This is a genomic window from Anabaena sp. UHCC 0399, from assembly GCF_034931465.1.
In the GTDB taxonomy this organism is placed as follows: Bacteria; Cyanobacteriota; Cyanobacteriia; order Cyanobacteriales; family Nostocaceae; genus Trichormus; species Trichormus minutissimus.
On record NZ_JAYGGZ010000028.1, the window covers coordinates 66,696 to 86,685 of the forward strand.

Annotated in this window: 20 protein-coding genes; 9 read left to right on the plus strand and 11 right to left on the minus strand. The window is 41.8% G+C overall.

The genetic code is table 11. The features are described 5' to 3' along the window. Window positions 1-167: 167 nt before the first annotated feature. From VB693_RS16295 to VB693_RS16305, 3 genes are all read right to left on the minus strand, one after another. Window positions 168-806 carry a pentapeptide repeat-containing protein gene (locus VB693_RS16295; protein WP_323267171.1) on the minus strand — a complete coding sequence of 213 codons (639 nt, stop codon included), beginning with the start codon at window positions 804-806 and terminating at the stop codon, window positions 168-170. Next, a complete protein-coding gene (locus tag VB693_RS16300) occupies window positions 803-2,197 on the minus strand; it encodes a DICT sensory domain-containing protein (RefSeq protein WP_323267172.1) in 1,395 nt (464 codons plus the stop codon). Before VB693_RS16300 ends, VB693_RS16295 begins: the two co-directional genes overlap by 4 nt. Window positions 2,198-2,341: 144 nt before the next feature. Further along, the gene (locus tag VB693_RS16305; RefSeq protein WP_190701961.1) at window positions 2,342-3,916 is read right to left on the minus strand and encodes a photosystem II high light acclimation radical SAM protein; all 1,575 of its coding nucleotides are present in this window, start codon (window positions 3,914-3,916) and stop codon (window positions 2,342-2,344) included. Between the two features lie 616 nt (window positions 3,917-4,532). Between VB693_RS16305 and VB693_RS16310 the strand changes: the two genes are divergently transcribed. The 4 genes from VB693_RS16310 (at window position 4,533) to VB693_RS16325 (ending at window position 7,103) form a co-directional block, all read left to right on the plus strand. Further along, window positions 4,533-4,910, plus strand: coding sequence for a DUF1830 domain-containing protein (locus VB693_RS16310; RefSeq protein ID WP_190701959.1), 378 nt, complete (start codon window positions 4,533-4,535; stop codon window positions 4,908-4,910). A 135-nt stretch (window positions 4,911-5,045) separates the two neighbouring features. Then, window positions 5,046-5,510 (plus strand): DUF4079 domain-containing protein, encoded by a 465-nt coding sequence (locus tag VB693_RS16315; protein ID WP_190701956.1) that lies wholly within the window; start codon window positions 5,046-5,048, stop codon window positions 5,508-5,510. Window positions 5,511-5,607: 97 nt separating this feature from the next. After that, entirely contained in the window at window positions 5,608-6,162 is a 555-nt protein-coding gene (locus tag VB693_RS16320; RefSeq protein WP_323267173.1) for a hypothetical protein, read from the plus strand. Window positions 6,163-6,347: 185 nt separating this feature from the next. Next, entirely contained in the window at window positions 6,348-7,103 is a 756-nt protein-coding gene (locus tag VB693_RS16325; RefSeq protein ID WP_323267174.1) for an ABC transporter ATP-binding protein, read from the plus strand. Window positions 7,104-7,201: 98 nt separating this feature from the next. Here the strand turns inward: VB693_RS16325 and VB693_RS16330 are convergent, their stop codons facing one another. Continuing rightward, window positions 7,202-7,972: a response regulator transcription factor gene (locus VB693_RS16330; protein ID WP_323267175.1), complete on the minus strand. Its 771-nt coding sequence runs from the start codon at window positions 7,970-7,972 to the stop codon at window positions 7,202-7,204. A 541-nt stretch (window positions 7,973-8,513) separates the two neighbouring features. Between VB693_RS16330 and VB693_RS16335 the strand changes: the two genes are divergently transcribed. Further along, window positions 8,514-8,762 carry a DUF6761 family protein gene (locus VB693_RS16335; RefSeq protein ID WP_190701946.1) on the plus strand — a complete coding sequence of 83 codons (249 nt, stop codon included), beginning with the start codon at window positions 8,514-8,516 and terminating at the stop codon, window positions 8,760-8,762. A 413-nt stretch (window positions 8,763-9,175) separates the two neighbouring features. Here the strand turns inward: VB693_RS16335 and grxD are convergent, their stop codons facing one another. The 3 genes from grxD to VB693_RS16350 all read right to left on the minus strand — a co-directional run bounded on the left by grxD (window position 9,176) and on the right by VB693_RS16350 (window position 10,706). Beyond that, the gene (gene grxD / locus VB693_RS16340) at window positions 9,176-9,499 is read right to left on the minus strand and encodes a Grx4 family monothiol glutaredoxin (RefSeq protein ID WP_190701943.1); all 324 of its coding nucleotides are present in this window, start codon (window positions 9,497-9,499) and stop codon (window positions 9,176-9,178) included. A gap of 158 nt (window positions 9,500-9,657) precedes the next feature. Further along, window positions 9,658-9,894: a BolA family protein gene (locus tag VB693_RS16345; protein ID WP_190701940.1), complete on the minus strand. Its 237-nt coding sequence runs from the start codon at window positions 9,892-9,894 to the stop codon at window positions 9,658-9,660. A gap of 230 nt (window positions 9,895-10,124) precedes the next feature. Beyond that, the gene (locus VB693_RS16350; protein ID WP_190702205.1) at window positions 10,125-10,706 is read right to left on the minus strand and encodes a hypothetical protein; all 582 of its coding nucleotides are present in this window, start codon (window positions 10,704-10,706) and stop codon (window positions 10,125-10,127) included. A 175-nt stretch (window positions 10,707-10,881) separates the two neighbouring features. On the opposite strand from VB693_RS16350, the gene VB693_RS16355 reads away from it, so the two are divergent. Further along, window positions 10,882-12,984, plus strand: coding sequence for a S8 family serine peptidase (locus VB693_RS16355; RefSeq protein ID WP_323267176.1), 2,103 nt, complete (start codon window positions 10,882-10,884; stop codon window positions 12,982-12,984). Window positions 12,985-12,996: 12 nt separating this feature from the next. On the opposite strand, the gene VB693_RS16360 is transcribed toward VB693_RS16355, so the two are convergent. The 3 genes from VB693_RS16360 to grxC all read right to left on the minus strand — a co-directional run bounded on the left by VB693_RS16360 (window position 12,997) and on the right by grxC (window position 14,803). Continuing rightward, window positions 12,997-13,767: a 1-acyl-sn-glycerol-3-phosphate acyltransferase gene (locus tag VB693_RS16360; RefSeq protein WP_323267177.1), complete on the minus strand. Its 771-nt coding sequence runs from the start codon at window positions 13,765-13,767 to the stop codon at window positions 12,997-12,999. A gap of 112 nt (window positions 13,768-13,879) precedes the next feature. Beyond that, window positions 13,880-14,323, minus strand: coding sequence for a tRNA adenosine(34) deaminase TadA (gene tadA / locus VB693_RS16365; RefSeq protein ID WP_323267185.1), 444 nt, complete (start codon window positions 14,321-14,323; stop codon window positions 13,880-13,882). A gap of 168 nt (window positions 14,324-14,491) precedes the next feature. Beyond that, window positions 14,492-14,803, minus strand: a complete 312-nt coding sequence (gene grxC / locus VB693_RS16370) for a glutaredoxin 3 (protein WP_323267178.1) — start codon at window positions 14,801-14,803, stop codon at window positions 14,492-14,494. Window positions 14,804-14,908: 105 nt separating this feature from the next. On the opposite strand from grxC, the gene VB693_RS16375 reads away from it, so the two are divergent. The 3 genes from VB693_RS16375 (at window position 14,909) to VB693_RS16385 (ending at window position 17,925) form a co-directional block, all read left to right on the plus strand. Further along, entirely contained in the window at window positions 14,909-15,043 is a 135-nt protein-coding gene (locus VB693_RS16375) for a hypothetical protein (RefSeq protein ID WP_323267179.1), read from the plus strand. 304 nt (window positions 15,044-15,347) lie between these two features. Continuing rightward, window positions 15,348-16,385: a class II fructose-bisphosphatase gene (gene glpX, locus VB693_RS16380; protein ID WP_190701929.1), complete on the plus strand. Its 1,038-nt coding sequence runs from the start codon at window positions 15,348-15,350 to the stop codon at window positions 16,383-16,385. A 253-nt stretch (window positions 16,386-16,638) separates the two neighbouring features. After that, window positions 16,639-17,925: a glutamyl-tRNA reductase gene (locus tag VB693_RS16385; protein WP_323267180.1), complete on the plus strand. Its 1,287-nt coding sequence runs from the start codon at window positions 16,639-16,641 to the stop codon at window positions 17,923-17,925. 276 nt (window positions 17,926-18,201) lie between these two features. Here the strand turns inward: VB693_RS16385 and VB693_RS16390 are convergent, their stop codons facing one another. Then, window positions 18,202-19,509 (minus strand): phthiocerol/phthiodiolone dimycocerosyl transferase family protein, encoded by a 1,308-nt coding sequence (locus VB693_RS16390; protein WP_323267181.1) that lies wholly within the window; start codon window positions 19,507-19,509, stop codon window positions 18,202-18,204. Window positions 19,510-19,990: the final 481 nt, after the last annotated feature.

The window sequence follows — 19,990 nt, forward strand, 5'->3', positions numbered from 1 at the left end:
GCGAGATGGTAGACTAAATCGCACCTCTATCACCTTGAAAGGTATTGAAAATATTAATGGCGTTCTCAAATATACAAGCACACCCTAATTATTGGCATTAATTGACAAGTCCATATGGTGGATTTATTTCCCACAGTAGAGAGAGAATAAATTATCCTTCTGCTGTATTAAGAAAATTTTTCTAGCACTGTACCAATTACACAAGCTTTCTCTAAATTCACACCATTTAAATTAGCCCCTGCTAACTCAGCACACAACAAGTTAGCCCCTGTCAAATTCGCCCCTGCCAAATTCGCCCCACGTAAGTCAGCTTCTTCTAAATTTGCTTCACTTAACAACGCTCCTTCCAAATCAGTACGACTTAAGTCCGCACCTTTGAGATTTGCACCTGTAAGGTTAGCACCACGCAAGTCAGCACCACGCAGGTCAACGCCTTGCAAGTTAACATTCATCAAATTCGCGCCACTTAAAAAAGCACCAGCCAATGACACGTCGCTAAGTCTCGCGCCCATCAAGCTAGCACCCCGCAAGTTGCTACCCCGTAGGTCTGCACCTGTTAAATCTGCTTGCATGAGGTTAGCTCCCATGAGGTTAGCCCGCAAGTCGGTTGCTTGGAGGTTAGCCCCCATCAAATTTGCACCTTCTAAATGCCCACCTTCGAGCTTAGAACCTGCGAAATTAGCACCAACAAGGGTAGCACCTGCCAGATTGACGTGGCTTAAATCTAGTTGAGAGAGTTCCTCATCTTCTAAATTTACCCCTGGGAGTTGTTTGAGTTTTCCTTGTCTAATCACTTCAATATTCATCGGGGGTAACTACCAATCTCTTCACTAGTCTTGCTCTGGCTATCCCATCGGGAATCAATCAGCCACATTCCTGTACTAACTTTGGATGTCATTAGAGGTAAGTCGAGTCCTTGTTGTAAACCCATGACTAACAAAGTTATGGCATCTAATAGTTTAGGGTCAAAGCGATCGCTTTGTTCTCTGCATTCTACCAAGGCTTGAGCAAATATATCTTCCCGATTCTGTTGGGAGGATTGCAGTTGATTGACTCGCCACTGAAAGTCTGCAACCAATGCCAAAATTCTCGACTCTAGGGGAATTGCATCACCTGCTAACCCGGCTGGTTCTCCTGTCCCATCCCAGTATTCGGTCTGGTGAGTGATAATTTGCGCTACTGCCCGTAATCTTGACATTTTTCGTAATACTTGCGCTCCTGGAATCAGAGGACAACTCAAAGGACAACTGGGGGCTATTTCTTGGGGTTGTGTGGATGTAGCAGGAGTCAGAACGCTTTGTGCTGTGCGGAGTGGATCTATGCGATGTAATAAGGCTGCTAGTTTTAATCTCTTGATTTGCCATGCAGGTAAATCTAAAAGTTGCCCCATTGTTTCGGCGATCGCAGCGACTTCTGCAGCGGCCATAGGGTTGTTAATATCAGCCAGATCCATCAGTTGCGCCATCCGCAAAAATGCCTGTACTTCGTTAGAAAGCAAGTTGCTATCTAGGGCTTTTTGATGCTGTGATGTAGGAATGGATAACTGTTCTTGTCCTGTTTGGAGGTAATCAACAACGCGAGAGACAACAGTTAACAGGTTGTCTGAGGTGATGACAGCAGGCGGAATTGCCTGTTCATAACTCAAGAGTTTTTGTGCTAATTCTGGGTTGTATTTTTGAATGTGAGCGATCGCTAATTCTGCTGTTTCTCTCACCAAGGTCGGCTCAAATGTCCACAAACCATAGAACTTACGCTCTAAATCTGAAGTTGGTATTCCCTCTGAACCATAATCAGCAGGTGATAGTTCTTGACAAAGTACCATCGCTGTGTATTTAGGTGACAGGATAATTAAGTGCCATTCCTGAGCTACCGAATCAGCTGCATCTAATGCAACCAAGTCCACATTTGACAGTTGGCTCGTGGGATGTTCAGCAAAGCCGGTATCTGGTGAAGCCATGATCACAATTTGGTGACTGTGGTTGGCAATGTCTGCATATCTTTCTGCCTCTTGTAAATACCACTTACCCCGTTGAAAGGCAGTAATTACCAAGGGTTTACTTTCATCAGATAAGATATGGTCTTCTAAGGCATGACACAAAGCAACCAGCGTATTTTTGTAATACACCCCGAAGTGAATAGGCCTGGTAGTCTGGCGATGGGCTGTTTCCAGCAGTTGCAGAATTGAACCTTCTAACATAGGATTTAGAGACAAGAACGGCAGAGGGAGGAAGGGGGGATAAGGTAGACAAAGGAGAAAAGGTAGACAAGGTAGAATTACTTTTGACTCAGCACCGGCTAAACGCCGCCGCTACCGCTAACAGCACTCACTACTCCCTACTCCCTACAATACACTGGCTAACTGTTTCTCTTTATTTTCAATTGGTGCAGAAAGTGCCTCTTCTAAATCGGCACAACCCAACTTTGCTTCTAAGATTTTCATCACTTCCCTACCGAAATCATTGGGATTTTGTCGCCAGGCTTGCAAGCAAACCTCACCAAAGAATGAACCAAGGGGTTCAGGATTCCAAAGGAGTTTTTTGGCTGTCCACGGCATCAAACTCATCGGATCATACCCTGGTTTGAGAATCCCTTCTTTGAAGGCATATTCTTCTAAGTGGGTATGAGGTTGTAAGCCAATAAAAAAGATAGCTGGTTCGACTTTATCCGCACCGAAAATCTTTTCTAGTTCGCGGTGGTAAGCAATTGTTTGGCGAATGGTTTCGGGACGTTCGTCAATCACATTAAAGGAGTAGTTGACGGATACTAAATCGTTGAAGCCAGCTGCTTTTAAGTCGCGGCAGTTTTGCAGAACGGTTCGCAAATTGTACCCCATTCGCATTTTCCGCACGAGTTCTTGAGAACCACTAGTGATGCCGATTTCAAAGTAATTCATCCCTGTCTTTGCCATCAAATCGCACAACTCTGGTGTGAGGTTGTCGGCTCTGATGTATGCTGCCCAATGAATATCTGTCATGCCAGAATCTACGATTTTCTGCAAAAGTTCTACAGCATCGTCGATAAATTTCCGTGCAGGAATAAATTGGGCATCAGTAAACCAGAAATTGCGAATGCCACGATTATATAGTTGGCGCATTTCTGCGACTACTTCATCTGCTGGATTAATTCGTACCTGTTTCCCTTCAACAACGGTGTAGACACAGTAACAGCAGTTGTGGGGGCAACCTCGTTTAGTTTGTACACCAATGTAAAAGTCTTCTTCTTGCAGGTAATAGTTAAACTCTGGCCAAATAGTTTCTATATAGTCGTAGTTACACGCGGTTTTTTCTAGGGGGGTAGGTTGTTCGTGAATTAGTCTTTGCCGTGGTTGTGTTTCTCCTACTACATAGCAGCGTTCATCCCGGAACTCTCGGCCATGTAGGAACTTTTCTAGCAAGGTTTCCCCTTCACCCACAGAAATAATTGTTCCTGGGGGTAAGCTTTTACCCAACTGTTCGTAAAATACGCTAACTGCACCACCGCCTACAACTGCACGGGCTTCTTGGTGATACTGTTTGGCTCGTTTTAAACCACGTTTAATTAATCCCAGATTGCGCCACAACTCTACATAATAAGCAATGAAGATTCGTAAACCACCCAAAGCCCCACGCAATTTAATGAAGGGATTTGTCGCGTAGTAGAATTCAAAGGCATTTTGTAGCGGGTTGCCACCACGTCCGCCGACTGGAGCATAAATTTGGATATCCCGCCAAGAAAATACTAGTAGTGTGGGCTGGAATTCGTCAATACAACGATCTAAGGCTGACGCATAGTCTAAAGGTGGAACAGTTCCCAAATCAAAAATGCGTTGTTCGATGTTGGGAAAAACCTTGTGGACATGATCACTCAGATAAACAACCCCTATGGGGAAGATAGGGTTACAAGGAAGGCGAACGTAAAGAATTCGATTTTCCATCATCTTGCTGTTTTTTGGGAAAAGTCCAAGAAAGTATCAATTTCTAATGTGCTGGTTGGATTAGCACTTTATTGGCAATCATACTTGACATCGCAGCAGATTCTTGATATGTAGATTTGCTTAATATCGAGGAGTATGAGTAAGGTTTTATGAAGAAAATTTTCATATATCTTTACCATAACATTGAGTTTATAAGAAAGTAGCTATAAAACCATGTGATTTGAGCCATAAGAATGAAAACTACTGCGTAGGCTTGAGCTACGGAGAGTGTCAATCATTAAGCGATGATCCCTGCGGCTATTTCCTACGATAGATAAAGCCATAAAATATTCACAACGGAAGAAATTAAAGTAATTTTAATGATTAACTATGGTAAATATCTATGATATTTGGCGCAATAAGTTAATTAATCTAGTGAAAAATCCCCAAAAATTCTTGCATAGTGTAAAATTATCTAGAATAAAAAAGTTTTATTAAAAATTCATAACTTGAACATACCTTTAGATAGAAATAACGTAGAAAATTTCAGTTGGTAGTCGGAGTTACAACATAGAGGGATCAGCAAGTGTTAATTTTGCTGGTGTAATGTAAAATTGTGGCGTAAAGCTCCTCGGCAGTTATGGCTCAAATATTAGATCCTCTACCACCTGAGCAATTGGAAAAAGTTCTCTGCTGCTACGTTAATGCCACGAGCAAAATCCAGGTGGCTCGCATCTCCAACATTCCAAATTGGTATTTTGAAAGGGTGGTTTTTCCTGGACAACGTCTCATGTTTGAAGCTCCACTAGAGGCTCACATGGAGATTCATACAGGGATGATGGCAAGTGCGATTTTGTCAGATACAATTCCGTGCGATCGCCTGATGATTAGCGAGCCTAGCAGTAGCGAATTGGATACAAACTCAGTCGGTGCAGACCCTATTAGTACAAAAGCAATTGTTCAGCCAAATAATACAAAATCTAGTGATACAACAAAACCTTTAACAGTTGCTAGTTAAGCATCAATTGATTAAAAAAATAATTTTAAAATCTCTGAGGGTTGCTGAAGTCAGCAGCCTTTTTTATTTTTAGTTAATGGATATTGGGTATTGGGAATGAGTCACCTGTCCCCTGTCCCCTCTAAAATAAACCTTATGCACCTACCTTCTTTTCTCTGGTTGTGGAAAATAGCTGCTTGGTCGATGGGATTGTCGATACTGGCGTATTTAGTTTTAGCCGTTACAGGCTTTTGGATGTGGCGAGTGAGAAATTCTCAGGAAGTTCCTAATTTTTTGTTGTTCAATTGGGCTACCCCCCGCTTGTGGCGATCGCTCCACTATACAATGGGCATCAGCATGGTTAGTTTAGTGCTGTTACTGTTGGCTATTGGTATCGTCGGCACTCTCGGTCACTTTGGTTCTTTGGGACATTCATCACACTTATGGGCTGGCTTGATAGTCGTAGGATTAGTTTTAATATCAGCTTTTAGTGCCACACAAATCAGTCACCGACGACCTTGGGCTAGACCTTTGCATATTAGTCTGAATATTATGCTGTTTTTTGGTTTTACTTGGGTATCACTCACTGGTTGGAGTGTGGTGCAAAAATATTTACCTTAATTGGGGACTGGGGACTAGAAGGTAGATTTGATCCCAATGCCCCATACCCATCTTTAGTTAGACTAAATTTAAAAGCCCATAATTTGATGATTGAGCCGTGACAGTAAACTCAGCTAATACTTCAGCGTGTATTTTTCGTCTATCTCCCCTAATTCGGCTCACGCTATTGAGTCTTTATATAGCACTTACTTTACCCTTACCTTTTTTAGCTCAAGCTACAGATGCGCCTATCCCTCCCACTTTGTTATGGGTGGGAATTTGCATTGGCTTCCTGGGTTTATATGCGGTGTTGACTGAAAGAGTAATTGTAGATGACCAATCAATTCAAGTGACTTACCCAACTTGGGTTTCTCACTTTTGGCGTAAAGGTTGGTCTTTATCTTGGTCAGAGATAAAACAGCTTAAACCACGCTCTACTGGTCAAGGTGGGTTAGTTTATTATTTTCTGAGTCAAGATGGTAAAGCTTATCTACTACCGATGCGGGTAGCTGGATTTGCCCGTTTAGTAAATATAGTTCAAGCTAAAACAGGTATAGATACCACAGATGTTCGCCCTCTAGCACAACCGTGGATGTATGTGATTTTATTAGGATGTACGCTGCTGTTATTGTTGATTGATGCCTGGACTATAACTACAGCCTTAGCTAGCTAAAGAAGGGAATGGGGATTGGGGACTGGGAAGAAAATTCTTCCTTGTCTATCTACACTCCTACACTCCTACACTCCTACACTCCTACACCCTTATTGTCTCCGAGATGCTACGCGAAAATTTTAGATTTTGTAGGCGTAAGCCTAGCCAAAGGCTATGAGTGAATTTTGAATTGGTATTGCACCCCAATGACAGCCCAATTACGGCTAGAACAAGTTAATTTGTTTGCAAAGCTGAAAACCCAGCTTCAGGGATACCCGATATTGCGGGATATTTCCTTTGCGGTTTCCCCAGGGGAACGTTTAGCAATTCTCGGCCCCTCTGGTGCTGGTAAAACTTCACTGCTACGTCTGATTAATCGTTTGAGTGAACCTGCTAGCGGCAAAATTTATTTGGATAATCAGGATTATCGCCAAATTCCAATTATCAAACTGCGCCAGATGGTGACACTGGTATTACAAGAGCCAAGACTGTTAGGGATGACAGTCCAGCAAGCCTTGGCTTATCCTTTAGTTCTCCGCGATTTGCCTAAACAGACGATTCAGGAACAAGTTAATCATTGGGTAGAACAACTGCAAATTCCCAATGATTGGTTAGGACGCACTGAATTGCAACTTTCAACAGGACAAAGACAGCTAGTAGCGATCGCACGAGCTTTAGTCATTCAACCACAAATTTTGCTCTTAGACGAACCAACCTCTAATTTGGATATTGGCAGAGCGACCCATCTAATGCAAGTTTTAATTCAACTTAATCAAACTCATCAAACTACAATTTTGATGATCAATAATCAAATAGACTTAACCCAGATATTTTGCACCCGGTTGTTAAATCTAGAGCAAGGAAGTTTGTTATCTAATCAAACAGCCTCTAATATCGACTGGGTTAATCTAAAAGAAAGGCTATTGAATGCCGAAGCTCAAATCACTGAAGAATGGAGCTAGTACCACAGCAATTCAAAATACCCTACAGGGTGTGGCGACACAATTCAAAATTTTAATAAACTTGGGATTTTGATGTTTGGAGATTTGGCAATTTTCACCTATGATATTTGCCCACTAAGTGTTGAACGTTGATTACTAAATCTCTCCTTTGGTAACTTGGTTTGTGTTTGGGGATGATTAGCATTCAAACTTTCCATGTTAAATCTGTATCCCACATTCCGAATAGTTTGAATCAAACTAGGTTGGCGGGGATCAAGTTCAACTTTTTTGCGTAGCGATAAAACATGAGTGTCAATGGTACGCGGGTTGTCAATGGCATCAGGCCACGCACGACGCAACAACTCAGACCGACTCAATGGTACTCCTCCAGCTTGTGCCAAAACGTACAGCAAACTAAATTCCTGGGGAGTGAGGTCAATAAACTCTCCTTGGAATCGGACACGACGCTGCACTAAGTCAATTTGCAAAGTACCATAATCCAAATAAGCAGGTGCTGTAGGCGTGCGATTGCGCCGAATTAAGGCTTCTACCCTAGCCAAAAACTCTTGCATTCCAAAAGGTTTACTCAAGTAATCATCAGCTCCTGCTTTTAAGCCTGCAACCACATCCGCTTCATTGCTACGAGCAGATAGCATCAAGATGAGCGGTTGTTGCTGACGATGCAACCAACGACAAAACTCAATACCGTCTCCATCTGACAAATCAGCATCTAGGATGACCAAAGTCGGTTGATGGCTTAAAAAAGCTTCCCTAGCTTGATAAATGCTAGCGGCTTGATGAACTCTATATTCCAATTGTTGCAAGTGCCAACCAAGCAACGACCTCAGATGGGGATTCCCCTCAACGATTTCAATACAAACCGAACCCACGGCGGCAAGACCCCTTAGCGTCTGATGAATTTCAAAGTAACAAGCCCATGCTCAAGGTTTTGTAGCCTTTGTTACTCCAATAACAATTAGCTTTACATTTTCTCAATACAAAAATGGGCTAGATGCTTATGTTGTGCCTTATCCAGAGGTAAGTTAGTAATATTCTTAAATTTTTGTTATGATTATTAAAAATTTTCCTGCTAAATATCCTATCTGCCATTTAAGTCTGGGTAATCTGCCGAAAAACTATGTACAAAGCAAGCTGATAATGACCAGGACGATGTTAACCTTTTCCTAAAAAAAGTGATGCTTGCAATTACCCATCCCCTCACGATACTATCCGAAACAACTATAGGAATAACTGATTGGATCACCTAATTTTATTTTTTCTGGAATAGGATGTAACTATATTGTAGTTGCTGGACAGATTGCCACCATTAGGTATCGGAGCTTTTTAGGGTAGATCAAGAAGAAATGCCCCCTTCACTTTTCAGTCTGAATCATTTACAATTCTCATTCCAAAGAGATAAAGAAAGCAGTTATGCTCCAAGACACACAAACCATCCGCCATTACCAAAGAATTACCGACGCCTTCGTCGAGTTATGGAATCGCGGGTATCGCACGGATGATATGCGGATGTATTTGGATGGCTATCTAGCCGCACTGCGAAATGGCAACGTTATTGAACCGTTTCTGATTCATCGTTTGGAGGAAGAAGCTAGTCGTTACTTGTACGACGCGTCAAATTTCGTCATGACGCAACCTCAGCCACAACATGATTATTACTAACACCTGCTCAAAGGTGTTCATAGTGGCTATTTAAAGCAACGCAGATGATTATAACATATTATCTGTAGAGGTCAACAACTGCATTCATATAAACTTTGGGAATCACTGTAATTACAAAAATTAACCCCTCAACCTTTGAGGGGTATCCACCTAATTTTTGATAATCTAAATAAACATTTTCATTTGCTAAAAATTGCATCAGGCTAACTCAGTTGATATACTCCTGACTTTCCACGTTGTTTGGAAAAGCTAACGCGAAACCTAACCCCCTAATCCCCTTCCCTGCAAACCAAATTACGCCGATTTAAATTTTCTTGAGCAAAAACCAACACATTTAATTAATGTTGGTTTTTGCTTTTCTTTTAAATAAATTAGAAATGGATTGATTCAGTTTCTAACCTACTCGAAATAAATTAAGACGCTAATGCTACTTCCACTAGTTGCTGCAACTCACCTTTTTGGTAAAGTTCGATCAGGATATCAGAACCGCCGATGAACTGGCCATTAATATATACTTGGGGAATTGTCGGCCAGTTAGAGTATTCTTTAATGCTCTGACGAATGTCTTGATCGTCTAAAACATTAACAGTTTCAAAGGGAACGCCCAGAGTATTGAGAATCTGCACAACGTTGTTAGAGAAACCGCACTGGGGCATTAACTTAGTTCCCTTCATAAAAACTAGAATCTTATTCTGGTTTACCAAGTTATCAATTTTTTCTTGGACTTCTGGTGTCATGGTCTTTTTGTTCTCTAGTTTTGTTGATAGTTAATAGTCGTTAGTCATTTAGTTATTACCCGTAGACTAATAACTAAATGACTGGCTGCGGAATTTGAGACTATGGACTACTGATTTTTGGCTCATTACTTTAGGAAGCGACTGCTGGCTGATGCCTATCAAGCTTCGGGGGTAGATGTTTTTAATGCCAAGGCGTGAATAGCCTCAGTTGACATAGCTTGTCGCAAAGCACCATAAACTAGCTGATGCTGTTGCACCAGTCCCTTACCTGCAAACTGCGATGAGACTACTGTCACCTGATAGTGGTCGCCGCCACCGGTCAAGTCTTGCACCTGAATATGGGCATCTGGCAGTTCCGCTTTGATCATTGCTTCAACCTGCTGCGGAGTAATCATCGCAATTCCTAAAAAACCTACTTTTCTATTAATAACAGATATGGAGAACATCCCTCTGCCAAATTGCGGGTATAGGAGTTCAATTTAAGTATTAGTTTTTTGTTCTCCCCGCATTGGTGGAAGTCTATGGGTGATCAGGGGATTAGGGATTAGGGATTGGGAATGAAACAGCCCTGCCCGGCTTCCCCTGCTTCCCTTGCTTCCCCTGCTTTCTTTGCTTCCCTGCCTTTTTACTTTTGGGGTGAGGAAGAGGAATTGGCACCTTGTCGGGGATAGGGAGCATCAACAAAGCCCAATTCAAATAACTGCTGATAAGCTTTTTTACCTAGTTCTCTCGTGGGATTTTGGCTTTTAATGATTTGCACTAATAAAGGCACAGCCAATTCTGGCTGATTTTGAGCGCGATGTACCAAAGCTAGTTGATAGGTGGCTTCATCCCGCTTTTGCGCTGTTGAAAAAGCTTTTTGTCGCTGGGAATCGGAAACTCGACTGTCTATGCCAGAAAAGCTAGAGTTTAAATCTTGATAGAAATTTGATAACTGATTATAAACCTGACGGGCTTCTTGGAGCTTTTTCGCTGCTAGAGGGTAGTTTTGGGCAGTAACTGCTTGCGCTGCCTCTGTCATCAAGCGATCGCCACCTTCAATGCTCATCAGGCTATTATTTTGAGCGGTAGGACGGAGATTATTGGGGCTATTAGGATCAATAGGCTTTACTTGATTCTGAGCATTGACAGGTGCAAGCAGACCTAGGGTTGCTAACACCGCTAGGGTAGTCAAACGAATTAAAGAAGCAGGAGCAGCAACGTTCATGGGGTCAATTTGTGCAACAACTATTAAGAAATCGAACAAGGTAGGGAAACTTCGGGTATCTTAACTCTGTTTTCGTTTTTAACAAAGCGAAGCTACGTACTGAGTTTCTTTGATTTAGACTGAAAATCGGTTTAATAGAGTTCCCGTTGCCCCTGCATCAACCACAATCGCCCTTATGAACAATCGCAATTCATCCTCTGATTTACCCACCGGTTTACCAGCAAGCAGTATGGGATTGGTACTCCAACGGGGAGGTGAAGAATTAATCCTGGCGAAAGCTTTAGACCGCTTCACCATCCGTTTTGTCACCGACTTTCCTGTGCAACAATTATCTCAGGTTAGTTGGGGTATTTGGCAACGCAGTATTACTCAAGCCAAATTAGAACTCTTTCAAACTACACCAGAGCAAATAGAGGAAGCGATCGCTCAAGCACGGAGTGATGACAATGTAGCTTTTGCTAGTCATGCCTACACAGTCAAGGATAATCCTGGGACTTTCGTTTATTTTGCTGATCAAATTACCATTCAGTTTGCTGATGGGGTAGATACCCTCAAAATTAATCTCATCGCCTCACAACTGCACCTCATCCAAGACAAACCCATACTTGGTCTGCCCAACGCTTTTGTATTTCTGGTCAGTAAACAAGCTACAGAAAATCCCATCAAAATCACTAACCAGTTACAAACTCTACCAGAAGTTTTAGCGGCTGAACCAAATGTGTTAATCGAAACTGAGCCGCATTACCGACCCCGTGACACTCTCTATAGCCAGCAATGGTATCTCCACCATAACGGTGGTAATGAATTATCTGTAGGCTCTCACATTGCCGTAGAACAAGCTTGGGATGTAACACGTGGGGTGCGGTCTGTAGTTGTGGCTGTTGTGGATGATTCTTTTGATTTGAATCACCCAGACTTTCAAGGTAGTGGTAAGGTAGTTGCGCCTAGAGATTTAAGGGATGATGACTTTTTACCGTTACCAGATGGTAGAGGTAGCAGTCATGGTACAGGCTGTGCAGGGTTAGCTGTGGCAGAAGAAAATGGCACAGGAATTGTCGGAGTTGCGCCTGGGTGTGCCTTTATGCCTATCCGTACCACTGGGTTTTTAGATGATGAATCAATTGAACAGATATTTAACTGGGCAATTGACAAAGGTGCTAGTGTAATTTCTTGTAGCTGGGGAGCTTCAGCTGTTTACTTTCCCTTATCCTTGCGCCAACAGGCAGCTATTACCAGGGCAGCTACACAAGGACGCAATGATAAAGGTTGCGTAGTTTTATTTGCGGCGGGCAATGCCAATCGCCCCGTGAGTGGTACTGTATATGAGCAAAATTGGCCAAACAATGTTTTACAAGGTCTGACAACCTGGCTGGGTGGTTTTGGCGTACATTCTGATGTGATGACCATTTCGGCATCAACCAGTATGGGGAAAAAAGCTGCTTACAGCAATTGGGGAACTAATATTTCGGTGTGCGCCCCTAGTAATAATGCTCCACCAGGAATGTCTTTTCCAGGGAAAGGTTTTTTGTACACACAACCTACAATTGCAACTTCCCTAACTGGACGGGGAATGTTAACAACTGACCAAATAGGTGCAGCAGGTTACGATTTAGGTGATTTTACTAGCAACTTTGGGGGAACTTCTAGTGCGACACCTGTAGTTGCAGGGGTAGCAGCTTTGGTTTTATCAGCCAATCCTGATTTGACGGCGCAACAAGTTAAACGCATCTTAGAAACAACGGCAGATAAAATTGTAGACCCTAATCCTGACCAACAATTGGGTTTGTATGGGGGTACTTACGATAACAATGGACATTCCGAGTGGTTTGGTTATGGTAAAGTCAATGCGGCTAAGGCAGTGCAAGCGGCTGTACAAATGCGGGCTGATCAAACATTAACGGCTAGTAAGCAAGTGAAGGTGAGTAATTCTAGCCCTGTAGAGATTCCTGATCATAATCAACAAGGGATTAAAAGCGCGATCGCTATTTCCGAAGCGAGTACAATTAAAGATATTCAAGTTACAGTCAATCTCACCCATGATTTTTTAGGTGATTTAGAAATTTATTTAATTGCTCCCAATAATCAGCAGGTGTTATTGCAAAATCGGACTTTAGGGTGTCGGACTGAGTTACAAACAACTTATACACTGCGATCTCATCCCCTACTTAAACAGCTACTCTCACAGTCCGCCAAAGGTAGTTGGTATTTATGGCTAATAGACTACGCCCCCCAAGATACAGGTAAGCTCATTAGTTGGGAATTGAGTTTAGGGATTTAGGTCGCTACACGATTAAGAATTGGAAATCTCTGCAAAAGCATGATGACTAACAGCGAGTTCTTGATTGCTTAAATGTTGTAGAGTCCTTGTTAAATCCTCTGTTAGCCGCTTGGCGTTTTGTTTCGCTTTACCATTGGTGTAATCTTTGACATTCATTGCCGAACCAATTTCAATGCTGACATCTGCACCCCAACTTGGGTAAGGCTCACTGTAGTTAATGCCAACTGGGATAATTTTTACCCCCAGTCCTGGGTGATGGAATTCTGCACTCAAAGCTAAACGAGCAATTCCTGGCTTTAATTGATGAACTTCGCCATCTCGAAATATATCTCCTTCTGGATAAATAACTAACATTTGTTCTTGTTGCAGCACTTCTACAGCATGACGGAGAGTAGCAACAGCCGGGTGTTGAGGATTTACAGGAAATCCGCCCATTCGACGGATTAACCAACCTTGTAAACCTTGACATTCATCAATTGTCACCATGAATTGTAAGTCTCTACCCGTGACGTAACGACCTGCGGCATAGGGTAGAAGTAATGAATCCCAACGAGCGCGATGGGTAGGAGCTAAGATAACAGGGCCAGTTTTGGGGATATGTTCTTGGCCAGTAATTTTAATATGTCCAAAAAAGAATGGTAAAAGAAAGTGATGACCCAAAAAATATGCCAGAGGAGTTAACCAAGGAGAAATCCTTGCAGAACTAACAGCCACTTTGGGATTTATAGGCTTGTCCGTTGGCTTTATGGGGCAGGTATCAGACGCAGAGTAAAATTCCATCATGTGGGTAGCTGCAAATTAACCGGTAGAATTCGGCGAGAGATTGATTTAGTTACACCGTAGATTTTCTTCCGTAAGTTGTGTGATTACAGCTGGACAGTTTCATCTCTGTCCGTTATTTTTTCGGATATCGCTTAGTAGCAAACCAGTTTTGTAATTGCTGACGACAGGCTGACTCTAGAACACCTCCAATAACTTGTAGGCGGTGATTAGAAGCAGCACTATCGGGGATGTTGAGAACTGTCCGAATTGCGCCGGTTTTGGTATCGTCCACTCCATAGACTAACTTTCCTAGACGTGCTTGTACGATTGCACCTGCACACATAGGACAAGGTTCTAAGGTTACATACAAGGTGCAATCATGAAGCCGCCAAGTTTGTAAATTTTTGGTGGCTGAACGCAAAACAATAATTTCTGCATGGGCTGTAGGATCTTGATCACGCTCTTTTCGGTTTTCACCTTCAGCAATTAAATTACCATCAGCATCAGTAATCACAGCCCCAACTGGGACTTCCCCCGCGTCACCAGCAACTTTTGCCAATTCTAAAGCTCGGCTCATCCAGTGACGATAGATGAGATATTCGGGGTAAATTAATTCAAAATTCAAAATACTCCTGGGGAGAAGCAAGCTACAAAATTCAAAAATTTTTGAAGACAAGGAAAAAGAAACGATAACTTCGCTCAGAACTTAGCACTCAGCACTCACGACTCAGCACTCAGCACTAACTCAAGCTGGCTGTACTAACAGAGGGTCAAGTTGACCTTTGGTGTCTAGTTGATAGAGGTCATCACAGCCGCCAAGATGTTGGTTATTGATGAAAATTTGCGGTACTGAGCGGCGACCATTGGCACGTTCTGCCATTTTTGCTCTTGCGGCTTCGTCACCATCAATTTTATACTCTGTGAAATTTACACCTTTCCACCACAGTAATAGCTTGGCTCTAATACAGTAAGGGCAAGTTTGCCAGGTATATATTTCAACATTGGCTTTGATACGTTCGGGATGGCGACCAAGTAGGGGATTAAGAAAGTCAAACATAATTTTTATCTGATGCTTTTTTAAGAATTATAAAGTAGACACCAACCTCGGTTTTATTTCTCAAGTCCAATATTTTGAGTTTTTAGGGAACACAAAAAAATAAGGGTGCTATTTTTTTATCTACAAGCCAGAGAAAAAGCTAAAGCAGCGATCGCATTTTTTCATACAGAAGCTTTAGTTGTAGGTACTGGTTTCAACAGATTTCAATCTGATCCATTGGCTTGCTTTACACTTGAGTGAAAATATCCGCCAACCTATTGTTAAAGATTTTGAGAATGTTTAAAGTTTTACATTGTCAGAAGAAATAACTTGCACATACTTTCTACTCTCCTAGAATTTAATTTCCAATATTTAAATCAGTGGGGCATATTACACACGATTCAATCAGATGTTAATTTTAGCAGCAAAACTTAACACATTAGCAAATGGCAACTTAATAGTATTTGTTCTATTTGATCACACGGTATCCGCCCTTTGGTAGACTTAAGAACTGAAATGGCCAGATGAAAAGTCGGAAAAATCAAGCAGTTGAGAGGGTGACTCTGTGGAAAATACACTTGGATTAGAGATTATTGAGGTAGTAGAACAGGCCGCGATCGCATCCGCCAAGTGGATGGGTAAGGGCGAAAAAAATACTGCTGACCAAGTAGCAGTGGAAGCAATGCGGGAGCGGATGAATAAAATTCATATGCGTGGTCGCATTGTAATTGGGGAAGGGGAACGCGATGACGCGCCCATGCTTTACATTGGAGAAGAAGTCGGTATCTGTACCCAAGAAGATGCTAAAAACTTCTGTAACCCCGATGAATTGGTCGAAATTGATATTGCCGTTGACCCCTGCGAAGGTACAAACTTGGTTGCCTATGGACAACCTGGTTCAATGGCTGTGCTGGCAATTTCTGAAAAAGGTGGACTATTTGCTGCTCCTGACTTCTACATGAAGAAACTAGCAGCACCTCCAGCCGCTAAAGGTCACGTAGACATTAACAAGTCAGCCACGGAAAACCTCAAGATTCTTTCCGAGTGTCTAGACCGCGCTATTGATGAACTTGTGATAGTAGTCATGAAGCGCGATCGCCACACCGATTTGATCAAAGAAATCCGTGAAGCCGGCGCAAGAGTACAGTTGATTTCTGATGGTGACGTGGGTGCGGCTGTATCTTGTGGCTTTGCTGGTACTAATATTCATGCGCTGATGGGTATTGGTGCTGCTCCTGAAGGTGTGATTTCCGCAGCCGCAATGCGTGCTTTGGGTGGACACTTCCAAGGTCAATTGATCTACGATCCAGCAGTAGTGAAAACAGGCTTGATTGGTGAAAGCAGAGAAGCTAACCTCGATCGTTTGAGTTCTATGGGTATTAATGACGCTGATAAGGTCTACAACGCCCATGAACTAGCATCTGGGGAAACTGTTCTGTTCGCTGCGTGTGGTATCACCTCTGGAAACCTCATGCAAGGTGTCCGCTTCTTCCACGGCGGTTCTAGAACTCAAAGTCTGGTTATCTCCAGTCAGTCCAAAACTGCTCGGTTTGTAGATACTATTCATATGTGGGAACAGCCCAAGATTGTGCAACTGCACTAGGAGTTAGGGGACAGGGGACAGGGGAGCAAGGGAAGCAGGGGGAGCAGGGGGAGCAGGGGGTAAATTTCATCTCCAATACCTAGTCCCCAATTCCCAATTCCCAATCCCCAGTCCCCAATCCCCAGTCTTTCAATTTTAGATTTTAGATTTTAGATTTTAGATTATTCAATCCAAAATCTAAAATCTAAAATCTAAAATTCCAAGTCCCCAATCCCCAATCATTAAATAACCCATTACTAATTACCGATAAGAAATGAATATTGCAGTGGTGGGGTTAAGCCATAAAACAGCCCCAGTTGAAATTCGGGAAAAGCTGAGTATTCCAGAACCACAAACAGAAAGTGCGATCGCACACCTCACCAGCTATCCCCACATTGATGAAGTTGCTATCCTTAGCACTTGTAACCGCTTAGAAATTTACATTGTGGCGGCGGAAACTGAGCATGGTATCCGAGAAGTTACTCAGTTTCTTTCAGAACACAGTAAATTACCTGTAAATTCTTTACGACAACACTTATTTGTTCTGCTGCACGAAGATGCAGTGATGCACGTTATGCGGGTAGCTGCGGGTTTAGATAGCTTAGTCCTCGGAGAAGGACAAATTCTGGCTCAGGTGAAAAATACTCACAAACTGGGGCAGCAATTTAATGGTATAAAAACAATTCTGAATCGATTATTTAAACAAGCACTGACAGCTGGTAAGCGTGTCCGCACGGAAACGAGCATCGGGACTGGTGCAGTTTCTATTAGTTCGGCTGCTGTGGAATTAGCACAAATCAAAGCAGATAATTTATCTAGTTGTCGAGTAGCAATTCTCGGTGCTGGTAAGATGTCACGGCTGTTGGTACAACACCTGATTTCTAAAGGTGCTACGCAAATTAGTATTGTCAATCGCTCCCGCGATCGCGCTCAAGAATTGGCACAGCAGTTTTCTGATCAGCCTATTCGCACACACTTGCTCCCGGATATGATGCAAGTAATTTCCGATAGTCATATAGTATTTACTAGCACTTCTGCAACCGAGCCAATACTTGATAGAGCTAAATTAGAGATGGTTTTAGCTCCTAATCAACCTCTGATGTTATTTGATATCTCTGTGCCACGAAATGTCCATACAGACGTCAATGATCTGTCTCATGTACAAGCCTTTAATGTCGATGATTTAAAGGCTGTTGTCGCACAAAATTATGAAAGCCGGAGGAAAATGGCTCAAGAAGCAGAACGGCTATTAGAAGAAGAGGTTGATGCTTTTGATATTTGGTGGCGCAGTCTAGAAACTGTGTCAACCATTAGCTCTCTGCGGAATAAAATCGAAACCATCCGCGAACAAGAATTAGAAAAAGCTTTATCAAGATTAGGTTCGGAATTTGGCGACAAGCATCAAGAAGTCATAGAAGCTTTAACAAGAGGAATTGTTAATAAAATTTTACATGACCCAATGGTGCAATTGCGGGCGCAACAAGATGTTGATGCTAGAAGACGCTGTATGCAAACCCTACAGATGTTATTTAACCTAGATGTAGGTGAGCAATTTAGTTAAACATTGCACGAAATCAATTATTGATTTCTATATTCATCTCTAACCTCTTGTCCTCCCTCCGTCAGACTCAAAGCTATGACAACGGGAGGAAGGGGGACTAGTACCGCAAGGTGGAAGTCAAAAGTCAAAAGTCATAGACGCGAAAGCGGCTACTCTACGAGAACGCTTTGGCACAGCCTCTCGTAGAGAAGAGCAAACCCGGAGGGTAAGTCAAAAGTTTAATATACCAAGGCTTTTGCTGTTTTGAAATTGTCTGCTTATTTACGTCGTGCTGTACTAGAGATGAGTCTCATGACAAGCATCGAGCATATAAGACATTACATCATTTGCTAAACTTTCAGCACTTTCTCGACTAACTGAAGGCTCAGAAAATGTGAAGTTTAAGAGCATTGTGTCTTGAAATGTTGCAACCGCAACACTAAAAGTACCACCGAATACTGCCTGAGATGGTACAAAACTGATTTCTTCAAGTTTAAATTCACCATAATCACTGGGAATCGTGACTCGACCAATATTTGTAACAGCTACACTCACAGGTGCTTTATTTGGTTGAAGTAAAAGAAAATCGTAAATTTTCTTAGATACTAAAACGCTACTAAAGATATCTTCACTTTGTAAACTTGCTGCTAACTGTTTTTTAACATCCTGCGCTAAATTCCAAAAGGATACCTTGCTATCCAGAGTGTGAAATGAGGTGATGGCGGAAGTCAATATGCCTAAGTTTTCACGATTAACTTCTGGTAGAAACCGTTTTCGTAAATCAACATATGAATGACAACTCAAGCATATATTTGTTTTATTTATATTGCTAATTTTTCTTGCTACTGCTATCAGCATAGCTGCACATAAAGCACACTGTACAGTTGTATTTTTATTTCTACAAATCTCCACCAATTTTACAGTATCTTCTCGATTCAACTGGCGATGAATCATTCCAGCAGTGCGTAATTTAAAAGGTACGCACTGCTCAAAAGTCAACTTTTTAGGCTGATATAAAATAATTTTTAGCAGCAATCTCAATGCAAAACAAATTCCTTTAATGACACCCAGTTTACCCTGCATTGATTGCGGCATTAATTTTTGAATAGAGGGTAAAGGAGATAAGATAAAGGTATCTGAATCTAATTGGTTAGAAACCAGTTTCTGACAGTAAGTTAAAATTTCGGAATGTAACTTAACTATTGATAATCCATCTGAAATTGCATGATGTAATATTATTAATAAATAATTGATATTTTCATCTGCAAATCTAATTAATACAGAACGGGCTAAATATTTATTGCTAGCGATTGGTTGGTTCAATTCTTCTAAAACAACTTCCTGCCATTGGGCTAGATATTTTTTATGAACTATACGTAAAGGAAGTTGTTCTGCTCCAAATTCAAAGCAAATATTATCTAAATTGCCAACAATCCGAGAGTTAAGCAGAGGATGGCGAACTTGAATTAAATCAAGAGCTTGCCTAACTATGTCTTGACTTAATTTTCCCTGAACACGGCTAATTGTCACTACATTAGCAGCAACGCGACGGTTTAAAATTTCCATGCTTTGCTCTATCGGAGAAAGCTTTCTGTTAATTGTCATAATTTTTATTGCTTGAGAGAATAACCTATAGCGAAAGAATACAGATTTCAAGCAAAAGTAAAGCCAATATATTCCCCTTTACTTAAATAAATATATTTAAGTATCCTATGATTTATTCACAATCAATTTATGCAATTTTCTATATTAATTATTTGGAAAAACTATACCAGTTCAAAAAATGTTGGCAATAAGTAGAACGGCTTAAATAATTCACGCTGTGTCATTGCGTTGGCGTTAGCCTTCCCGTAGGGTATGAAACGTTTGCGTTAGCGTCCCCAAGGTTAGCAATCGCAAGGGTTATTATGTCAATTTTAGATTCTGTTATATAGCTAGGTTGATTTCCGTCGACTTACTTACATCAAGCATCTGTAGGGTCTGAAGCGATCGCCCTTTGCTATGCAACGTATCGAAGGTGTAGAAAATTAAGCTGACTTTTCACGGTATCTGGAAAACCCCTCTCCAAACCTCTCCCCTACAAGGC

Bases quoted from the DNA above. Each gene is read 5' to 3' on its own strand.
- grxC (WP_323267178.1), bottom strand. From the start codon at position 14,803: ATGTTTGACTTTCTTAATCCCCTACTTGGTCGCCATCCCGAACGTATC.
- grxD (WP_190701943.1), bottom strand. From the start codon at position 9,499: ATGACACCAGAAGTCCAAGAAAAAATTGATAACTTGGTAAACCAGAAT.
- VB693_RS16350 (WP_190702205.1), bottom strand. From the start codon at position 10,706: ATGAACGTTGCTGCTCCTGCTTCTTTAATTCGTTTGACTACCCTAGCG.
- VB693_RS16315 (WP_190701956.1), top strand. From the start codon at position 5,046: ATGCACCTACCTTCTTTTCTCTGGTTGTGGAAAATAGCTGCTTGGTCG.
- tadA (WP_323267185.1), bottom strand. From the start codon at position 14,323: ATGAGCCGAGCTTTAGAATTGGCAAAAGTTGCTGGTGACGCGGGGGAA.
- VB693_RS16385 (WP_323267180.1), top strand. From the start codon at position 16,639: ATGAATATTGCAGTGGTGGGGTTAAGCCATAAAACAGCCCCAGTTGAA.
- VB693_RS16305 (WP_190701961.1), bottom strand. From the start codon at position 3,916: ATGATGGAAAATCGAATTCTTTACGTTCGCCTTCCTTGTAACCCTATC.
- VB693_RS16355 (WP_323267176.1), top strand. From the start codon at position 10,882: ATGAACAATCGCAATTCATCCTCTGATTTACCCACCGGTTTACCAGCA.
- VB693_RS16360 (WP_323267177.1), bottom strand. From the start codon at position 13,767: ATGATGGAATTTTACTCTGCGTCTGATACCTGCCCCATAAAGCCAACG.
- VB693_RS16335 (WP_190701946.1), top strand. From the start codon at position 8,514: ATGCTCCAAGACACACAAACCATCCGCCATTACCAAAGAATTACCGAC.
- VB693_RS16300 (WP_323267172.1), bottom strand. From the start codon at position 2,197: ATGTTAGAAGGTTCAATTCTGCAACTGCTGGAAACAGCCCATCGCCAG.
- VB693_RS16310 (WP_190701959.1), top strand. From the start codon at position 4,533: ATGGCTCAAATATTAGATCCTCTACCACCTGAGCAATTGGAAAAAGTT.
- VB693_RS16325 (WP_323267174.1), top strand. From the start codon at position 6,348: ATGACAGCCCAATTACGGCTAGAACAAGTTAATTTGTTTGCAAAGCTG.
- VB693_RS16390 (WP_323267181.1), bottom strand. From the start codon at position 19,509: ATGACAATTAACAGAAAGCTTTCTCCGATAGAGCAAAGCATGGAAATT.
- VB693_RS16295 (WP_323267171.1), bottom strand. From the start codon at position 806: ATGAATATTGAAGTGATTAGACAAGGAAAACTCAAACAACTCCCAGGG.
- VB693_RS16345 (WP_190701940.1), bottom strand. From the start codon at position 9,894: ATGATTACTCCGCAGCAGGTTGAAGCAATGATCAAAGCGGAACTGCCA.